13 protein-coding genes are annotated in these 17,266 nt (G+C 70.4%); 8 read left to right on the plus strand and 5 right to left on the minus strand.

Annotated elements, in window-relative coordinates; genetic code table 11:
* Window positions 1-29: 29 nt before the first annotated feature.
* From EDF28_RS05320 to EDF28_RS05330, 3 genes are read right to left on the minus strand one after another with little or no spacing between them, the layout of a single operon-like run.
* Entirely contained in the window at window positions 30-947 is a 918-nt protein-coding gene (locus EDF28_RS05320) for a glycosyltransferase family 2 protein (protein WP_185094136.1), read from the minus strand.
* On the minus strand, window positions 944-2,023 hold the full coding sequence (locus EDF28_RS05325) for a polysaccharide pyruvyl transferase family protein (RefSeq protein ID WP_123937410.1): 1,080 nt from the start codon (window positions 2,021-2,023) through the stop codon (window positions 944-946). Before EDF28_RS05325 ends, EDF28_RS05320 begins: the two co-directional genes overlap by 4 nt.
* Window positions 2,020-3,447, minus strand: a complete 1,428-nt coding sequence (locus tag EDF28_RS05330) for a polysaccharide biosynthesis tyrosine autokinase (protein WP_123937411.1) — start codon at window positions 3,445-3,447, stop codon at window positions 2,020-2,022. The genes EDF28_RS05325 and EDF28_RS05330 overlap by 4 nt, the downstream gene beginning before the upstream one ends.
* Window positions 3,448-3,538: 91 nt before the next feature.
* Between EDF28_RS05330 and EDF28_RS05335 the strand changes: the two genes are divergently transcribed.
* From EDF28_RS05335 to EDF28_RS05340, 3 genes are read left to right on the plus strand one after another with little or no spacing between them, the layout of a single operon-like run.
* Entirely contained in the window at window positions 3,539-4,873 is a 1,335-nt protein-coding gene (locus EDF28_RS05335; RefSeq protein WP_185094137.1) for a hypothetical protein, read from the plus strand.
* Window positions 4,870-5,472, plus strand: a complete 603-nt coding sequence (locus EDF28_RS19160; RefSeq protein ID WP_185094138.1) for a low molecular weight phosphatase family protein — start codon at window positions 4,870-4,872, stop codon at window positions 5,470-5,472. The genes EDF28_RS05335 and EDF28_RS19160 overlap by 4 nt, the downstream gene beginning before the upstream one ends.
* Window positions 5,450-6,577, plus strand: a complete 1,128-nt coding sequence (locus EDF28_RS05340) for a glycosyltransferase (protein ID WP_123937412.1) — start codon at window positions 5,450-5,452, stop codon at window positions 6,575-6,577. The genes EDF28_RS19160 and EDF28_RS05340 overlap by 23 nt, the downstream gene beginning before the upstream one ends.
* Before the next feature lie 78 nt (window positions 6,578-6,655).
* Here the strand turns inward: EDF28_RS05340 and EDF28_RS05345 are convergent, their stop codons facing one another.
* Window positions 6,656-7,801 carry a glycosyltransferase gene (locus EDF28_RS05345; RefSeq protein ID WP_185094139.1) on the minus strand — a complete coding sequence of 382 codons (1,146 nt, stop codon included), beginning with the start codon at window positions 7,799-7,801 and terminating at the stop codon, window positions 6,656-6,658.
* A 104-nt stretch (window positions 7,802-7,905) separates the two neighbouring features.
* Here EDF28_RS05345 and EDF28_RS05350 point away from each other — a divergent pair, with 104 nt between their 5' ends.
* From EDF28_RS05350 to EDF28_RS05360, 3 genes are read left to right on the plus strand one after another with little or no spacing between them, the layout of a single operon-like run.
* On the plus strand, window positions 7,906-8,358 hold the full coding sequence (locus EDF28_RS05350) for a DUF3060 domain-containing protein (protein WP_123937414.1): 453 nt from the start codon (window positions 7,906-7,908) through the stop codon (window positions 8,356-8,358).
* Between the two features lie 29 nt (window positions 8,359-8,387).
* Window positions 8,388-9,884: a lipopolysaccharide biosynthesis protein gene (locus tag EDF28_RS05355; RefSeq protein WP_123937415.1), complete on the plus strand. Its 1,497-nt coding sequence runs from the start codon at window positions 8,388-8,390 to the stop codon at window positions 9,882-9,884.
* Between the two features lie 15 nt (window positions 9,885-9,899).
* Window positions 9,900-10,775, plus strand: a complete 876-nt coding sequence (locus EDF28_RS05360; RefSeq protein ID WP_123937416.1) for a glycosyltransferase family 2 protein — start codon at window positions 9,900-9,902, stop codon at window positions 10,773-10,775.
* A gap of 289 nt (window positions 10,776-11,064) precedes the next feature.
* On the opposite strand, the gene EDF28_RS05365 is transcribed toward EDF28_RS05360, so the two are convergent.
* Window positions 11,065-14,466 carry an Ig-like domain-containing protein gene (locus tag EDF28_RS05365; RefSeq protein ID WP_123937417.1) on the minus strand — a complete coding sequence of 1,134 codons (3,402 nt, stop codon included), beginning with the start codon at window positions 14,464-14,466 and terminating at the stop codon, window positions 11,065-11,067.
* Window positions 14,467-14,729: 263 nt separating this feature from the next.
* On the opposite strand from EDF28_RS05365, the gene dnaK reads away from it, so the two are divergent.
* Window positions 14,730-16,595, plus strand: coding sequence for a molecular chaperone DnaK (gene dnaK / locus EDF28_RS05370; RefSeq protein ID WP_123293529.1), 1,866 nt, complete (start codon window positions 14,730-14,732; stop codon window positions 16,593-16,595).
* Window positions 16,596-16,597: 2 nt separating this feature from the next.
* A complete protein-coding gene (locus tag EDF28_RS05375; RefSeq protein WP_123293530.1) occupies window positions 16,598-17,257 on the plus strand; it encodes a nucleotide exchange factor GrpE in 660 nt (219 codons plus the stop codon).
* Window positions 17,258-17,266 lie beyond the last annotated feature (9 nt).

The raw sequence follows: 17,266 nt of genomic DNA on the forward strand, positions 1-17,266 counted from the left end.
CCAGTGTCGTGGCGCATCTCGTCGGGATCCTACTTCTCGGTATGTTGTGGACGAAATACCACGGGTCCACAGGCCGGGTACACCCGGCCCTCGTCGTCCCGGCCCCGCCATCCCTGCAACCGAGCGCTCATCTGCGTGTGCTGGAAGCGCGCTCCGTGCCGGTCGCCACGGACGGTCCGGACGACGGTCCCGACCAGGCCGCGACCGATCCAGTACGCGGCCTGCCCGTACAGACCGTGCTTGCGGAGGACCCGACCGAAGCCGCGGTTGTACCGGCGGACCTTCGCGAGGGTCTCGGTCGTCATACCGGCGTCACGGAAGTCCGGGTGCCGCACCGAAAGGTCCGGCATGTAGCGCATCCGCGCACCGGAGGCGAGGGCGCGGAGGACCATGTCGGTCTCCTCGCCGGCCCCGAAGGGCGTTCCGGAGCCCGTACCGAGGTCCTCGTCGAAATCGCCGAGGCGTTCGAGGACGTCGCGACGCATGAAGATCCCCGAGCTCACGACGGTCCGCGGCACCCGCCAACTCGTGACGTCACCCGGGCGCCGGCGCCAGCGGAGCATCGTGCCCTGCTCGTCGCTTCCGCGGGAGGGGATCGAGGCCGCGTCGAGCCCCTGCGTCGCGAACCGGTGCGAGATCGTCGCCAGGACGCCGTCGGGGTACCAGCAGTCGTCGTCCGGGAACGCGATCACCTCACCGCGGAGTCGAGTCATCCCGGCGTTCCTGCCCCGGCTGACGCCACGGACGTCCGGCTGGTGCACGTGTTCGGCGTGCCCGGCGTCGATGAGCGGCTGCAGCACGGCCAGTGCATCCGGAGTCGGTCGCTGCTCGACGACGGTGACGAACACCGACACCCCGGCGCGCTCGATCGTCTCGAGGCAGCGGGCGAGGTGGTCCGGCGTCCGGATCGTCGAGACGACGAGGTGGAAGCGGTGGTCGGCGTTCACGCGTGGGCCTTCGTGCGGGCGAAGAGCTCGGCTGTCGGCGAGCCTGCGGTGTGCCAGTCGAGGAGGCGCTGCTGGACGGAGCCCAGCCGCTCCCGGAGCTCGGCCGTCCGGGCGCGGATCCCGTCACGGTGTCGGGTGGCGATCTGCATCTCGTGGACGAGCTCGTCGACGTCGTGGCCCACCGTGAGCGGCGCGGGGCCGTCCGTGACACTGCGCCAGAAGTCGTCACACTTCGACGCGTACGACAGCGGGACAGTGGGCACGTCGAGCGAAACCGCCGCGATGGCGCCGTGGAGTCGTTCGGACACGACCAGGTCGCATCCCGCGATGGCGGCCATCGTCGTCGGGACGTCGATGTACTCGTGCACGACCGCCGGTGTGCGCAGGCGGGCGGCCAACCCGTGCGCCGCCATGCGGTCGGCCCCGGACAGCGCGAACGCGACGACCTCGGTGGTGCCGGTCGCGGCCGCGTGCCGGTCGACCGCCTCGGCGATCGTGTCGACGTCGAACCTCGTGGTCGGATCAGATCCGATGCTGACGCCGATCCGGCCGTCGGGCCGGACGGTGCGTTGGACGTGGACGAGCTCGGGGTAGAGCAGCGCCGGATCGCCCACGACGTCGACCGGGCACAGGTTCGTGGTGACCTCGTGTTCGGTGAGCGGCCCACGGACACCGTGCAGCGCGAACCGGTCGAGCGAACGCCAGGCGTCCCACTGCTGCGGTTGTGTCCCGAGCGAGTAGCTGTCGTCGGCGGCAGCTGCCCCGAGACCGAGTCCGATGGTGCCGGTCGCGCCGAAGTACCGGGTCGCACGGTCGACGTGTCCGGCCCAGGACGCGAACCCGACGGTCGTGCCGCCACCGAGCAGCACGAGCCGCTCGCGGCCGATCAGCCGGGCGCGGTCGCGAACGAAGCGCGGTGAGCGGCGAGCGTAGTCCCGCCGGGTCAGGGGCGCCTCGACGTCCAAGGGGTGACGGAGCGCGGCACGCCAGGTCTCGTGCAGGAGGTCGTCGCCGAAGTTGCCGTACCCCTGCCAGCCGAGGTAGACGAACGATCGGGGCGGTGTGCTGCGGGTCATCGGGTTTCCTTCTGTTCGGTGGTGGCGGTCGAGTCGTTGCGTGCGCGTGACGAGCGGCGAGGGCTCTCGCTCACCGGCGCCGAGGGCTCGTAGTTGTAGTAGGTCTTCATGCGTCGCTGGGCTGGGAGGCGGTTCACCACGAGCCCGAGCAGTCGTGCGCCCACCTGCCGCAGGGTCTGCTCGGCCGCGACGAAGTCGGCGCGCCGTGTCTGTCCGTTGACGCTCACGACGAGCAGGACCCCGGAGCAGATGGCGCCGAGGACGGCGGGGTCGGTCACCGGGAGGAGCGGCGGGGCGTCGACGATCACGACGTCGTAGCGGGATTCGAGCTCGCGGACGAGGTCCGCCATCCGGCTGGAGCTCAGGAGTTCGCTCGGGTTCGGCGGCACCCGCCCCGCAGCGAGGACGTGCAGGGGGTTGTCCCCACCGACCTCCTGGATGGCATCGTCGAGCGCGACCTGTCGGGTGAGCACGGTGGACAGGCCGACGCGGCTCTCGATCCCCAAGTACGTCCCGGTCGTCGGGCGTCGCAGGTCGGCGTCGACGAGCAGGACCCGCGACCCGTTCTGCGCCAGCATGAGCGCGAGGTTCACGGCGGTCGAGGACTTGCCCTCGCCCGGGGTCGCGCTCGTCACGACGATGCTCTGCGGACCGCCGTCGAGGTTCGTGTACGTCAGGTGCGTCCGCAGCTGCCGGAAGCTCTCGGCCCGGGTGCTGTAGCGGTTGTCGACGGCGACGAGGGGGTGTTTCGCGATGGTGTCGTCCACCCCGAACTCGCCGAGCACACTCGCCGTGGTGAGGCGCCGGAGCGCGTCGAACGACCGCAGCCGGGTGTCGAGGACCTCGCGGAGGACTGCCTGCGCAACACCGAGTGCGAGGCCCGCGAGGACGCCGATCGCGAGGTTGACCGGGATCCGCGGAGCGAACGGCATCGTCGGTGCCTTCGCCTGCTGGAACACGCTCAGGTGGACGAGGTCGCTCTGCTGCGATGAGCGCTCGACCTCGTCCACGACGGCGACGAGCTGCGTGGTGACCGCGTTGGCGATCGCCGCCGCACGGGCCGGGGACGTGGACGTCGCGCTGAGCGAGATGATCACGGTCTCGTCGGTGGAGGACGCCGTCACGACCTTCGAGAGGTCGGTGCCGGCCGGGAGTCCGAGCTGCTTCGCCGCGGCGCCGAGGACGCGCGGGGTCAGCGCCAGCGCCGTGTACGACTTCACGCGCGCCGCCGAGAAGTTGTTGCCCTGACTGAGGTCGGTGACCGACGAGCCGGCGGCGACCGAGACGAAGACCTCGCTCGAGGCGCGGTACTCCGGCGCCTGCACGAGGGTGACGCCGACGGCAGCCGACGTGGCGAGGAGGACCAGCGCGAGCGCGGAGATCCATCGCCGTCTGATCACTTCGAGGAACTGCGAGAGCGTCACTGGGGGCCTTCCGGGAGGCGATCGGATGTGTGATACTTATCGTAGATGATATGAAATACCACCGCAAGCGACAGTGGAATGGAGGGGGATCATGCCGGTCCTCGGAGCCGTCTTCACGGCTGTGCTCGCCGTTGCGCTGATCGCCCGTCGGACGTGGCTCCCCGCGGTGATCGGCGTCGCCGGCGGCCTGCCGTACACGGCTGCCGTCGTCGCCGGAGGGAACGGCGTGCCCCTGTTCTCGGCTGCGGCGCTCGCGTCGGGCATCGCGCTCCTCGGGACCCGCCCGCTGCGCACCACGCACTGGTCGGCGAACGCGCTCGCAGCCTTCGTCGCGTGGGCGACCATCGCCACCGCCGTCGCCCCCTGGATGTTCGCCGGCATCCGTGTCCTCGTCCCTCGTGGCGGTGTGGACGGTCAGGTGCTGGACCCCGGGTACCTCACCTACTCGATCAGCAACCTCGCGCAGCTCGGGTACCTCTTGCTCGCGGTGTGCGCGTTGCTGTACCTCGTCCGCGTCGGGGCGACGGAGACCGCGCTCCGGATCGCGCTGGTCGTCGGCACGGTCGTGACCACCGTGCGCGGGGTGCTCGTGCAGGCAGGTGCGGACGTGCTGGCACCCCTGATGGACACGCTGCCGGGGGTCGCCTATGCGTGGGCGCTCCCGGGGGAGCGGTTGCGGGGGGTCTTCAGCGAACCGAGCGAGCTCGCAGCGTTCGCCCTCCCGGCCGCCGCGTACTTCGCCGTCACGGCACTGCGGTCGTCCGGCGGGCAGCGGATGATCTGGGCCGCGGCGAGTGCGTTGTCGTGCGCGAACCTCCTGCAGGCGGCGTCCGGCACCGCTGTCGTCGCCTCCGCCGTCGTGATCGCCGTCGGCCTGCTCGTGGTCGCCGTGCGGTACGTCGTCCGGGGTGGACGCGGCACCGTCTGGTTCGTCCTCGGGGGGCTGACGATCGCGATCGTGCTGCTCGCGGCCGGCCCGCAGCTCGCCGCACCGGTCGAGGCGATCGTGGACGACAAGGTCGGCAGTCAGTCGTACGACTCCCGGACCGGCGCGGACGGCTTCAGCTGGGGGGTCCTCGCCGACACCCTCGGCATCGGCGCGGGGCTCGGCGCGAACCGGCCGTCGTCCTTCGGGATGACGCTGCTGACCTGCGTCGGGATCCCGGGCACGATCGCGTTCGCCGTCTTCGCGCTCGGCGTGCTCGTGCGCGCGGCGCGGTCACCGGCGACCGTCCCGGCCTCGGTCGCGCTCGCCGCGGTGCTCGTCGCGAAGCTCGTCGGCACCCCGGACTTTTCGACGCCGATCCTCTGGCTGCTCCTCGCCGCATGTGCCTCGAGCGTCTGGCGCCCCGTCGCCGAGCCGCCGGAACCGGGACCGGACGCCGCCCGTGCACGACCCGTCACCCTGACAGGAGCCCATCAGTGATCTCGATCCTCATCGTCTGCGAGGGCAACATCTGCCGTTCGCCGTACGTCGAACGCGTCCTCCGGGCGCGCCTCGACGCAGTGCTGCCCGGAGTCTTCCGCGTGGACAGCGCCGGCACCGCTGCGACAGCGGGTACGCCGATGTTCCCGCGTTCCGCCGCCGCTGTCGGACAGGACGGCGGCGACCCGGGCGCCTTCGTCTCGACGCCGCTGACCGCCGCGGTGCTGCGCGACAGGGACCTCGTGCTCACGCTCGAGCGCGCGCACCGAGCGCAGGTCCTCGACCTCGCGCCGCACCTCCTGCGGCGGACCTTCACCATTGCGGAGTTCGACCGCCTCGTCCGCCCCCTGCTGGACGCCGATGCCGTCGACGAGCGGTTCTGGGCGGAACTCCCGCGCCTCGTGTCCCGCTTCCGGGTCGCGACGGCCCCGACCGACCCGGCGCTCGACGACGTCGCAGACCCGGTACGCGGCGACGAGCACGACTTCCTGACCATGCGCGAGCGGGCGATCTCCGCCATCGCGACCATCGCGGCGTGCGCGGAACGCGCCGCCACCGACCAGAACGGAGCCGACCGTGCGCGGACTGCTCGTCCATGAGTGGATCGAGGCGGTGGGCGGCGCCGAGCGTGTCGTCGACGCATTCGCCGATGCCTACCCTGCCGCCGACGTGTTCGGGCTGTGGAACGACGCCCCCGGGCGATACGCGGATCGGCGGGTGGTCGAGAGCGTCCTGGCGCGGTCGCCCCTCCGCGGCAGGAAGGCGCTGTCGATGCCGTTCCTCCCGGCCCTGTGGAGTCACGGCCTGCGCACCGTCGGCGAGTACGACTGGGCGATCGTGAGCTCGCACCTGTTCGCCCACCAGGCCCGTGTGACCGGGGTCGCCCCGGACCGGCAGTTCACCTACGTGCACACGCCGGCCCGGTACCTCTGGAACCCGGAACTCGATGCCCGCGGATCGACCATGCTCGCCCGCGCGGGTTCGCCGGCACTCCGCTCCGTCGACCGCCGTCGCGCCCAGGGGCTCCGTCACGTCGCCGCGAACAGTCGCTTCGTGCAGCAGCGCATCCGCGACACCTGGGGCATCGACGCTCAGGTGATCAACCCGCCGGTCGGCGTGGAGCGGCTCGCTGCGGTCGCCGACTGGGCGTCCGTGCTCGACGAGCGCGACCGCGCTGTCCTCGAGGCGCTGCCTGCCGACTTCGTCCTCGGTGCCTCGCGGTTCGTTCCGTACAAGCGCCTCGACGTCGTCATCGATGCCGGTCGGGCGTCCGGGCGTCCGGTGGTGCTCGCCGGCGACGGTCCGGATGCCGAGCGGCTGCGCGCGCTGGCTGCCGAGTCGAGGGTCGAGGTGCACTTCGTCTGCACGCCCTCCGACGCGATGCTCGCGGCGCTCCTGCAGCGTGCCGCGGTCTACGTGTTCCCTCCCGTCGAGGACTTCGGGATCCTGCCCGTCGAGGCGCTGGCCCTCGGCACGCCGGTGGTCGCGAACGCCGAGGGCGGGGCTCGCGACTCGGTGCAGGAAGGAACGAGCGGCACGCTCCTCCACGACCTCGCGGATTCGACCCTGGCCGCAGCGGTCGACGGTGCCGTGCGACTCGACCCAGCGGCCTGTCGTGCGCGCGCCACCGCGTTCTCGACCGAGCGGTTCCAGCGCGAGATCGCGGAGTGGACCGGCATCCCGGTGGGGGGCCGGACCGGCTGAGGGTCCGCGGGGGTGGACCGGACCGCCTGGAGGCCCGGTGCCGGTCCGTCGGACCTGCACCGGGCCTCCAGGCGGTCGCTACCTGGCTGCGCTCAGCAGGACGCGCTCGATCTGCGCCACGATGTGCGGCGTCGCGTAGCGCGCGGCGGAGTGGCGCCCGTTGCGGGCGAGTCGGTTCCGTTCCTGCTCGTCACCGGCCAACCGGAGGATCGCGTGCGCGAGGGCATCGACGTCGCCTGGACGGACGAGGAGCCCGTCCTCGCCGTGCGTGAGCACCTCGGCAGGGCCGCCAGCGTCCGCGGCGATGACCGGTCGACCGAGCGCCATCGCCTCGGTGACCACCTGCCCGAACGGCTCTGGGCGGCGGCTGGCGTGCACGAGCAGATCGCACGCGCTGATCTCGGCATCGACGTCCTGCCGGTGTCCCCGGAACTCGACCAGCGCCGTCAGGTCCAGCTCCGTGACCAGGGTGTGCAACTCGGCGGCGTGGTGGTCGTCGGTCCCGAAGTGCGCCGCGCCGATCAGCCGGAGCCGCGCATCGGGGTCGAGACCGAGCGCGCGGGCCGCGGCGAAGGCGCGGACCGCGATGTCCTGCCCCTTCCAACGGGTGAGCCGCCCGACCATGCCGATGGTGAACGGGCCGGGTGCCGACGGGGCGGCCTGGTCCGGGAGGTCCACGGGGCAGCCGATCACCGCGGGTGCCGGACCGGACCGGCCGAGGGAGCGGGCCGTCGTCCGTGAGTTGGCGATTCTGGCTGCGGGGAGCGTCGTCAGCGCCGCGCGGAGTACCAGGGTGTTCGCGCGGGAGGCACCGGCCGCTCCGACGACGTCGTGGACGTACGCCACGACGGGGATGCGTGCGAGCCGGCCGGCCAGTCCGCCGTACACGTGCGCTTTCGCCGAGTGTGTGACGACCACGTCGGCGCCGACGTCGCGGAGCCGTCGCGCGAGGGCCCGCGTGGAGCGGAGCGTCGACACTCCCTTCGCGAGGAGGCCCCCACCCGCATCGGCTGCGTGCTCGGTCACGGACGGGTCGAGCGCGACGACCTCGTGCTCGACGCCGAGCCCGGAGAGCAGGGACTCGAGTGGCCCGTGTTCACCGAGGACGACGATCACCTCGGTCTCGACCCGGGCGGCGGCCACCCGCGCCACGAGGAGCTCCGCCCCGGACAGTGCTGCGCTGTGGGTGAGCATGGCGACGAGCGGGAGGTTCCGGGTTGTCATGCATCTAGAATACCAGTATTCTATAGAGCGTGACATTGAAACGTCACCGGGGTGACAGTGCCAAGCGTCATCCGCCTCGCCGCGATCTCAGAACGGAACCCGACATGCGTCACACCTCCCGCACCGCCCGCATCGCCGCCACGACCCTGGCTGCGATCGGGATCCTCACCGTCGTCACGGCGTGCTCCGGCACCGGCGGCGACGAGCCCACCAAGAAGCCGACGGCCAGCTCGAGCGCCAAGGCAGACGACCGCTTCTCGACGCCGCCGGCCGACATCCAGAAGGCGACGGCGGAGTGCGCCGACGGCAAGGTCGTCATCGACCAGAGCAACAAGGACGTCACCGTGGGCGACTGTGCCTCGGTCGAGATCACCGCGAGCAACGCGGTCGTCCACCTCGGCAAGGTCGACGCGCTCGTCATGAGCGGCACCATCAACGACGTCGACGCCAAGGAGATCGGCAAGGTCACGGTCAGCGGCAACGGCAACCGGGTCACCACGGACGGCAAGCCGAAGGTCACGGACAAGGGCGCCGAGAACCTGTTCGTCACCCGCTGAGTCCGACCCGACCCGAACGGAGGACTGCCATGACCCGCACGACCCTGCCGGACTGGCAGTCCTCCGCTCCGCTCGCGACCGCGGCAGCCCGTGGCGGCATCGTCACCGCCGCCGGCACCGCGACCCGGTTCCTCGTGCAGCTCGTCACCGTCGTGGTGATCGCCAGGATCCTCGGCCCCGCCGAGTACGGGTTCGCGGTCGTCGTGCTCCTGCTCAGCGGTCTCGCCGAGCTCCTCCGCATCGGTGGCATCGGAGCCCTCGTCACCCGTGCGCCGCGCCTGTCCGCCGGCGTCGCCTCCTCGCTCCACCTCCTCAGCGCCGCAGCCGGACTCGCTGTCGGCGCTGCGCTGGCCCTGTCGGCGCCGGCACTCGCGGTCGTCCTCGGCTTCCCAGCGTCCGGCAGGTCCGTGATGCTGCTCGCGGTTCCCTTCGTGGCGGCCGGGGCCAGCGCGGTCCCCACGGCGCTGCTCGCCCGCAACCTCCGCTTCCGTGCCCTCGCCCTGCTCGAGGTCGCGTCGATGGTCTCCGGCGCCGCCCTGGCGCTCGTGCTCGCGATCGCCGGTGCGGGCTCATCGGCGCTCGTCGCCCAGGCGCTCCTCTTCTCGCTCGTGCTCGGCATCGGTTCGATCGCCGTGTGTCCCTGGCGCCCGACCCGCCCCGCGCGGTGGTCCGCCGTCCGGCCGGAACTCGCCTTCGCAGCGAACGTCACCGCGGTCCAGGTCCTCAACTTCGCGGCCCGCAACCTCGACAAGGTGATCGTCGGGGCGTCGTTCGGCCCGCTCGCCGCCGGCTTGTACGCACAGGCCGGGCAGCTGCTCACGATCCCGCTGGAGCAGGTCAACGGGCCGCTCCAGCGCGTCGCGGTCCCCGTGCTCGCCAAGGTCGCCGACGACCGCGAGCGCTTCCGGCGCTACTACCGGCACCTCACAGCCGTGACCGGGTACGTGCTGTGGCCGACCTTCGCGGTGCTGGCAGTGCTCGCCGACGCCGTCGTCACCGTGCTGTTCGGCCCCGCGTGGGCGGGCTCGGTACCGATCTTCCGCGTGCTGGTGCTCGCTGGCATCGCGCAGACTCTCGGCTACGTCACCGTCTGGGTGTTCGTCGCGACCGGCCAGGGCGCTCGTCAGACCATCTGGGCGCTCGTCAGCCGTCCACTCGTCCTCGCCTCGTTCTTCGTCGGCCTGCCGTGGGGCGTCACCGGGATGGCGTGGGCGTTCTCCGTCAGCTCGCTCGTCCTCGTCGTCCCCGGCTTCGTGGTCGCTGGTCGACGCCCAGGGCTCGGGCTCCGTGACCTCGTCGCGCCGATCGTCCGCCCCGGCATCGTGGCCGTGGCGGTGGGTGGTGTCACGCTCCTGACCCGGCTGCTCGACCTCGGCCCCTGGCTCGCGATCACGGTCGGCGGCGCTTCTGCGCTCGTCGTGCTCGCCCTTGCCGTCGTGCTGCCGGGTATCCGCCGCGACGTCATCGCGATGGCGCGCCACGTCGTGCCCGCCCGGTTCGGACGCACCACCGCAACCACACCCTGAGAGAGCGAGTCCGCCGTGCCCGTCTCCGCCGTGCCCGTCTCCGTCGTCGTCCCGGTCGGTCGACCCGACACCGCCCTGAGCGCGCAGCTCGGGGCGATCGCCGTGCAACAGCACGAGGGCGACGTCGAAGTCGTCCTCGCTGCCAACGGCGTCAGGCCCAGCGTCCTGCGCCCGTTCGTCGACGCCACGGAGTGGCCATCCGGCTGGGCCGTGCGCGTCGTCGACGCGACGGACGTCCGTGGGCCGAGCCACGCTCGCAACGTCGGCTGGCGCGCCGCACGACACGACATCGTGCTGTTCTGCGACGCGGACGACGTGCTCGAACCCGGATGGATCTCGGCGATGGCTGCGGCCGTGCAGCAAGACGGCATCGGCGGCGGCCGACTGGCGTACGACCTGCTCAACGCACCCGCGCTCGCGGCCCGGGTGACCGCGTCGACGACGGAGCTGCCCGTCAAGTTCCGGCACCTGCCCTACACGCCGAGCTGTGCGCTCGGCGTGACCCGCGCGCTGCTCGAGGCCGTCGACGGCTTCGACGAGTCCTTGCACTGCGGCGAGGACATCGACTTCTGCTGGCGGGTGGCTGCGGCTGGTTCGCCCATCGTCTTCGTCCCGCAGGCGGTCGTCCAGTACCGCTTGCGCAGCGCGGCCCGCGGTGCGTTCCGCCAGGCGTACCGCTACGGCGTCGACGATGCGCGCCTCCTGCGGGCACACCGCGCCGCCGGTGCACGGTGGCGCGCGGTCGACGGGGTCCGTGAGCTCGCATCGACGGTCAAAGCCGTTCTGCTCGCCGGCACCGGCCAGGAGGCCCGGATCACCGCCGCCTCGCGCGTCGGCGCTACCTGTGGCCGGTTCGCAGGCTCCGTGCGGCACCGCATCGCCGCCTTCTGATCGCAGTCCGCCGCTGAGCGGCCAGGCCGCCGCCCGTCGTCACGACGGGCGGCGGCCTTCGTCGTTGGTGAACGTGGGCTGTGGGCTGTGGGCTGTGGGCTGTGGCAGGGCGGTCGGCGGTCGGCGGTCGGCGGTCGGCGGTGGGTGGTGGGCCGGTGCGGTTGCGGTTGCTGGGTTGTCGTGCCGGTGCCGGTGCCGGTGCCGGTGGCGTTGCGCGTTGCGCAGGTGCCGGGGACGCCGAACGGCCCGACCCCTGGGTGGGGTCGGGCCGTCGGGTCCTGCTGGGGTGTTACTGGGTGACGTTGATGGTCGTGACCACCGCGTCGCCGATCAGGTTGCCCTTCGTGATCTGCTTCGTGTAGAGCACGTAGACCTGCGGGGTCAGCGTGCGGCTGATCGTGATGGACCACTCGCCTTCGGAGTTGACCGTGGCCTCGCCGAGTCGGCTCGTGGTGCCGCCGAGGACGACCTTCGAGCCAGCCTGGCCGGTACCGGTGAACGTGATGCCGGTTCCGGGGACCTGTGCGCCCTCGGCCGGGGTGTTCACGACGACCTGGGTCGCCGTGCCGTAGTCGAGCGTCGCCGTCTTGGCGGGGGAGACCTCACCGTCGACCGTCTGGGTGACGGTGAAGGTACGGACGCCCGCGACGGTGGCCGGGATCGACAGCGAGTACTTGCCGTCGGCACCGGTGGTGGTGCCGATGACGGTGCTGCCCTCGCGGACCACGACGGTCGCGCCGGTCTGGGCGTTGCCGCTGATCGTGGCCTGCTTCTCGACGTCGGCCTGGAACGAGCCGGCCGCGGTGAGCTCCATGACCTGCTTGTCCTGCACCGTGACGGTGATCTCGGCCTGCTTCGTCAGCCCGCCCTTGCTCGTCTGGAGCGCGTGCAGCTCGTAGAGGTTGGGGGTGAGCTGCCGGGAGACGTCGACCGTCCAGGCACCGTTGGCGACCTTCGTGTCACCGATCGACGAGGTCTTGCCGCGCATGTCGAGCTTGGCGCCGGTGGCGCCGGTGCCCGTGAAGCGGATCTGGCCGTTCGTCACGGTGGCGCCGTTCGCCGGGGTGGAGATCACCGGGGCGACGGGGTTGCCGTAGTCGAGCGAGCGGTTCAACGGGGCGGACACGGCGCCGTTGACGGTCTGGGTGACCGTGAACGTGTTGACACCGAACGCGGCCTTGGCCGGCGGGATCGTGATCGTGTACCGACCGCCGGTCGCCTTCGCGGTACCGACGATCGAGCCGTCAGCAGCCTTCACGGTGACCGTGGCGTCCATCTGGGCCGCGCCGGAGATCGTCGCCGGCAGGTTCTCGTCGGTGGTGTTGAACGCCGCCGTCGCGGTGAGCGGGGTGACCGCCTGCTCGTCCGTGACCGTCACGGTGATCGCCTGCTGGGTGGTCAGACCGCCCTTGGTGGTCTGCACCGCCCACAGGTTGTAGAGGTTGCTCGTCAGCGGGAAGTCGACCTTGGCGGTCCACTCGCCGTTCACGACGTCGCCGCTGGCGATCGCGTTCACGGTGCCACGGACGGTGACCTTCGCGCCGGTCTGACCGGTGCCGGTGAAGGTCAGGCCCTCCTTGTTGACGGTCGCGCCGTTCGCCGGCGAGGTGATGTTGATCGGCGTCGGCGTGCCGTAGTCGAGCGAGACGTTCACGGCTGCGGAGGTCTTGCCGTTCAGCGTCTGGGTGACGCTGAACTCGTTCACGCCGAACTGTGCGCGGTTCGCCGGGACCGGGATCGTGTAGCGGCCGTCGCTTGCGACGACGCGGCCGATCTCGTTGCCGAGGCTGTCCTTGACGACGACGGTCGCGCCGGTGGTCGCCGCGCCCGAGATCGTCGCGGGCTTGGTGACGTCCTGGTCGAAGGCGCCCGTGGCGGTCAGCGCCGTGGAGAACTCCGAGGCGTTGATCGTGAACGAGACGGGCTTCGAGTCGGCAGTGCCACGGACCGGGGTCTGCGTCGCGGTGAGGTCGTAGACACCGTTGCCGAGGTCGAACGTCGCCGGGGCGGACCAGTTGCCGTTGTCATCGACCACTGCAGCGGCCACGACGCGGCCGGACGTGCCCTTGACCTCGACACGTGCGCCCTTGTCACCCGTACCGGAGAACACCGGACGCTTCTGGTCGACCGTGGAGCCGTTCGCCGGGGTCTGGACGACGAGCGGGGCCGGGTTCGCCGGGGCCTCGGTGCGGATCGTGAAGTTCACGCGCTTCGTCTCGGCGGAGCCCGTGAGTGGGGTCTGGGTCACGCCGAGGTCGTAGAAGCCCTCGCCGAGGTCGAAGTCCGCCGGAGCGGACCACTTGCCGTCCTTGACCGTCGCCGAGGCGACGACACGGCCGGAGTTGCCCTTGACCTCGATGGTCGCGCCTTCGTCACCGGTACCGGAGAACGTCGGACGCTTGGTGTCCACGACCGAGCCGTTGGCCGGAGTCTGGACGACGAGCGGTGCCGGGTCGGCCGGGATCTCGGCTGCCTTGAGCGTCGTGATCGCGACGGGCGTGGTGGAGGTGTATCCCGGAGGTGCCGTGAACACGGTGAACAGGGTGGCGTCGGCTGTCGGCTGCGTGGTCGCACGGATCTTGAAGGTGCGGGTGGCGACGCCCTTGGCGACGTTCTTCTGCGTGACCGCGGAGACGTTGGTGGCCTTGTAGGTCAGCGTCTGGAGGCCGTTCGAGTTGGTTCCGGTGATCCACTCGTCCTTCCACACGCCGTTGTTCGTCCCGGCGGGGAGGTCGTAGACCTCGTAGCCGCGGGGCATGGTGAACAGCCAGGAGTACGAGGTTCCGCTCTCCATGTCGACGCCGGTCTCGCCGGTCTTGGCTCGTGCGTTCCAGGAGACAGTGCCCTGGGTGCCGTTGGCGAAGGCGTCGCCGGTGTTGGGCTTCCCGGTGAGGTTGTACGTCCCGAGCGTCGTCGAGGGCGCGCCGATGGTGATCGTGACGTTGACGCGGTCGACCTCGGTGCCGTTCACCTTCTGGATGATGGTGCGGCCGTTCGCACCGACGGGGAGGTCGCGGACGGTGAGGGACCACTTGCCGGTGCCGTCCGCGGTGGTCGCGAACGAGGTGCCGCTGACGGAGATCGCGGCGCCGGGGGTGGCGGTGCCGGAGACGACGGCAGTCTTCGCGACGTTGTCCACGGAGTCGACCTTCGCAACGAGTGGGGACTGCGCGGGGCGCATGTCCTTGCCGCTCGCAAGTTCAAGGCTCGACTGGTTGCCAGTCGACAAGCCTGAACCGTTGTGCCACATCGCCCACGGGGCCATCGCCAGCTGACCGGTGGAGTAGTAAGTGCCACTCTGAGCTTGAACCGAGTCGCAGGCTCCCATGAAGAACAGCCGTCCGCCGAAGTCCCAGCCAGGATTCTGTACGCAGCGACCGTCGCTGTTCTTGATGATGCCTGTTGATCCCTTGGCGGGGATCTCCCATCCTGGAGCGGCGTTCTGCAGTGCCGCTTCGTACGTCGAATACCACTTGGAGCCGAAGTTCTTATCAACAGCGGCGTACTGCTCGTTGAAAGGGTATTTGAAGACGATCTTGCCGGTCAGGCGATCACCCGATGCGGTGGGGGACGGGGCCGCGGAAGCGGCGGAGGCGGCCGGACCGAAGGACAAGCCGGAGACGAGCGTGGCTGCGGCGAGACCTGCCGCGCCGAAGGACTTGAGGGCCGTTGCCCTCTTCTTTCGAGACATGTGACGTTCTTTCGGGGAGGGCCGCCGTAAATCCGCGGCACGGTGGGGGATCGCAGTCCAGGACCTCTCGGCCAGCCTGCAAGCCCAGAATATCACATGGCATATGACATGCGAAACATTGCATGGCGCGCTGCTAGCTGGGAGTTGAGTGGGATCGACGCAACTTCGGCCGCCCTGAGTTGACGCGAGCCGGGTCCTGAGTAGAGTTGAGTCCATCGGACGCAAGTCCATCGACTTACCTCGAGCAAGAAGGAGCACCACACATGGGACGTGCAGTAGGCATCGACCTCGGAACCACCAACTCGGTCGTCAGCGTTCTCGAGGGTGGCGAGCCCACCGTCATCGCGAACGCCGAGGGTCTCCGCACCACGCCGTCGATCGTCGCCTTCACCAAGGACGGCGAGGTCCTGGTCGGCGAGACCGCCAAGCGCCAGGCCGTGACGAATGTCGACCGCACCATCGCGTCGGTCAAGCGTCACGTCGGCACCGACTGGACCACCGAGATCGACGGCAAGAAGTACACGCCGCAGGAGATCTCGGCCCGTACCCTCGGCAAGCTCAAGCGCGACGCCGAGCAGTACCTCGGTGAAGACGTCACCGACGCGGTCATCACCGTGCCGGCGTACTTCAACGACGCCGAGCGCCAGGCCACGAAGGACGCCGGTGAGATCGCCGGCCTCAACGTCCTCCGCATCATCAACGAGCCGACCGCGGCCGCTCTGGCCTACGGCCTCGACAAGGGCAAGGAAGACGAGCTCATCCTGGTCTTCGACCTCGGTGGCGGCACGTTCGACGTCTCCCTGCTCGAGGTGGGCAAGGACGACGACTTCTCGACGATCCAGGTCCGTGCGACCTCCGGTGACAACCGCCTCGGTGGCGACGACTGGGACCAGCGCATCGTCGACTACCTGATCAAGAAGTTCAAGGACGAGCACGGCGTCGACCTGTCCACGGACAAGATCGCCAAGCAGCGCCTGAAGGAAGCCGCTGAGCAGGCGAAGAAGGAGCTGTCGTCGCAGATGTCGGCGAACATCCAGCTGCCGTACCTGACGCTCACGGCCGAGGGCCCGCTCAACCTCGACGAGACCATCTCGCGCGCACAGTTCGAGCAGATGACCTCCGACCTGCTCGACCGCACCAAGAAGCCGTTCAACGACGTCATCAAGGAAGCCGGTGTCTCGGTCAACGACATCGCGCACGTGGTGCTCGTCGGTGGCTCGACCCGCATGCCCGCCGTGGCCGAGGTCGTCAAGCAGCTCACCGGTGGCAAGTCCCCGAACCAGGGCGTCAACCCGGACGAGGTCGTCGCCGTCGGCGCGGCACTGCAGGCCGGTGTGCTGAAGGGTGAGCGCAAGGACGTCCTGCTCATCGACGTCACGCCGCTGTCGCTCGGCATCGAGACCAAGGGCGGGCTGATGACGAAGCTCATCGACCGCAACACGGCGATCCCGACCAAGCGGAGCGAGACCTTCACGACCGCTGACGACAACCAGCCGTCGGTCGCGATCCAGGTCTTCCAGGGCGAGCGCGAGTTCACCCGCGACAACAAGCCGCTCGGCACGTTCGAGCTCACCGGCATCGCGCCGGCTCCCCGTGGCGTCCCGCAGGTCGAGGTCACCTTCGACATCGACGCCAACGGCATCGTGCACGTGTCCGCGAAGGACAAGGGCACCGGCAAGGAGCAGTCGATGGTCATCTCCGGTGGCTCGTCGCTGCCGAAGGAGGACATCGAGCGCATGGTCCGCGAAGCCGAGGAGCACGCGGCCGAGGACAAGGCCCGTCGTGAGGCCAACGAGCGTCGCAACCAGGCCGAGCAGCTCGTCTACTCGATCGAGAAGCTCATCAAGGAGAACGACGACAAGCTCCCCGAGGACGTCAAGTCCGAGGTGCAGGCCGACGTCGACGCCCTCAAGTCCGCGCTCGCCGGCGAGGACGAGGACGCCGTGAAGACGGCCTTCGACAAGCTCAACGAGTCGCAGGGCAAGCTCGGCCAGGCCATCTACTCCCAGCAGGACGCAGCAGCCGGTGCAGCCGGTGGCGAGCAGCCCGCGGGTGAGCAGCCGGCGGACGACGAGGACATCGTCGACGCCGAGGTCGTGGACGACGAGGACGACAAGGACAAGAAGTAGCGATGACGGACCCCAAGGACAACGCGCCCAACGAAGACGAACCCCAGGTCGAGGGCGACGCCACGAACGCGGCCGAGCCCGAGGACCTCATCGAGGCGGAGGGGCCCGACGTCGAAGTACCGACCGACGGCCCCGCCGCCGGCGGCCCGGCAACGGACGCGGCGAACGACCTCTCCCCGGAGGACCAGGCCCTGCTCGACGACGCCGCCCGCGGTATCCAGGAGGACAAGCTGTCCGACACGGACCGCGACCTCGTCGCCGAGATGCGTGCCGACATGCTCCGTGCGCAGGCCGAGCTGGTGAACTTCCGGAAGCGCGTCGAGCGCGACCGCGAGGCCAACCGCGAGGTCGCCATCGCCGAAGTGGTGCGGGCCCTGCTGCCGGCGCTCGACGACCTCACCCGGGCCGAGGCCCACGGTGACCTCGCCGAGGGGCCGATGCAGGTCATCGGCCAGAAGATCCGCGGGGGCTTCGACAAGTTCAAGCTCGTGCAGATCGGCGAGAAGGGTGAAGCCTTCGACCCGAACATCCACGAGGCGATCGTCCAGCTCCCGACCCCGGGTGCCACCGGCCAGACCGTGGCGGACGTCGTCGAGCCGGGCTACAAGCTCGGTGAGCGCGTCCTGCGTGCGGCCAAGGTCGCGGTGGCGGTCCCGGCCTGAGCCGGAACG

Source organism: Curtobacterium sp. PhB137, from assembly GCF_003814955.1.
GTDB lineage: Bacteria > Actinomycetota > Actinomycetes > Actinomycetales > Microbacteriaceae > Curtobacterium.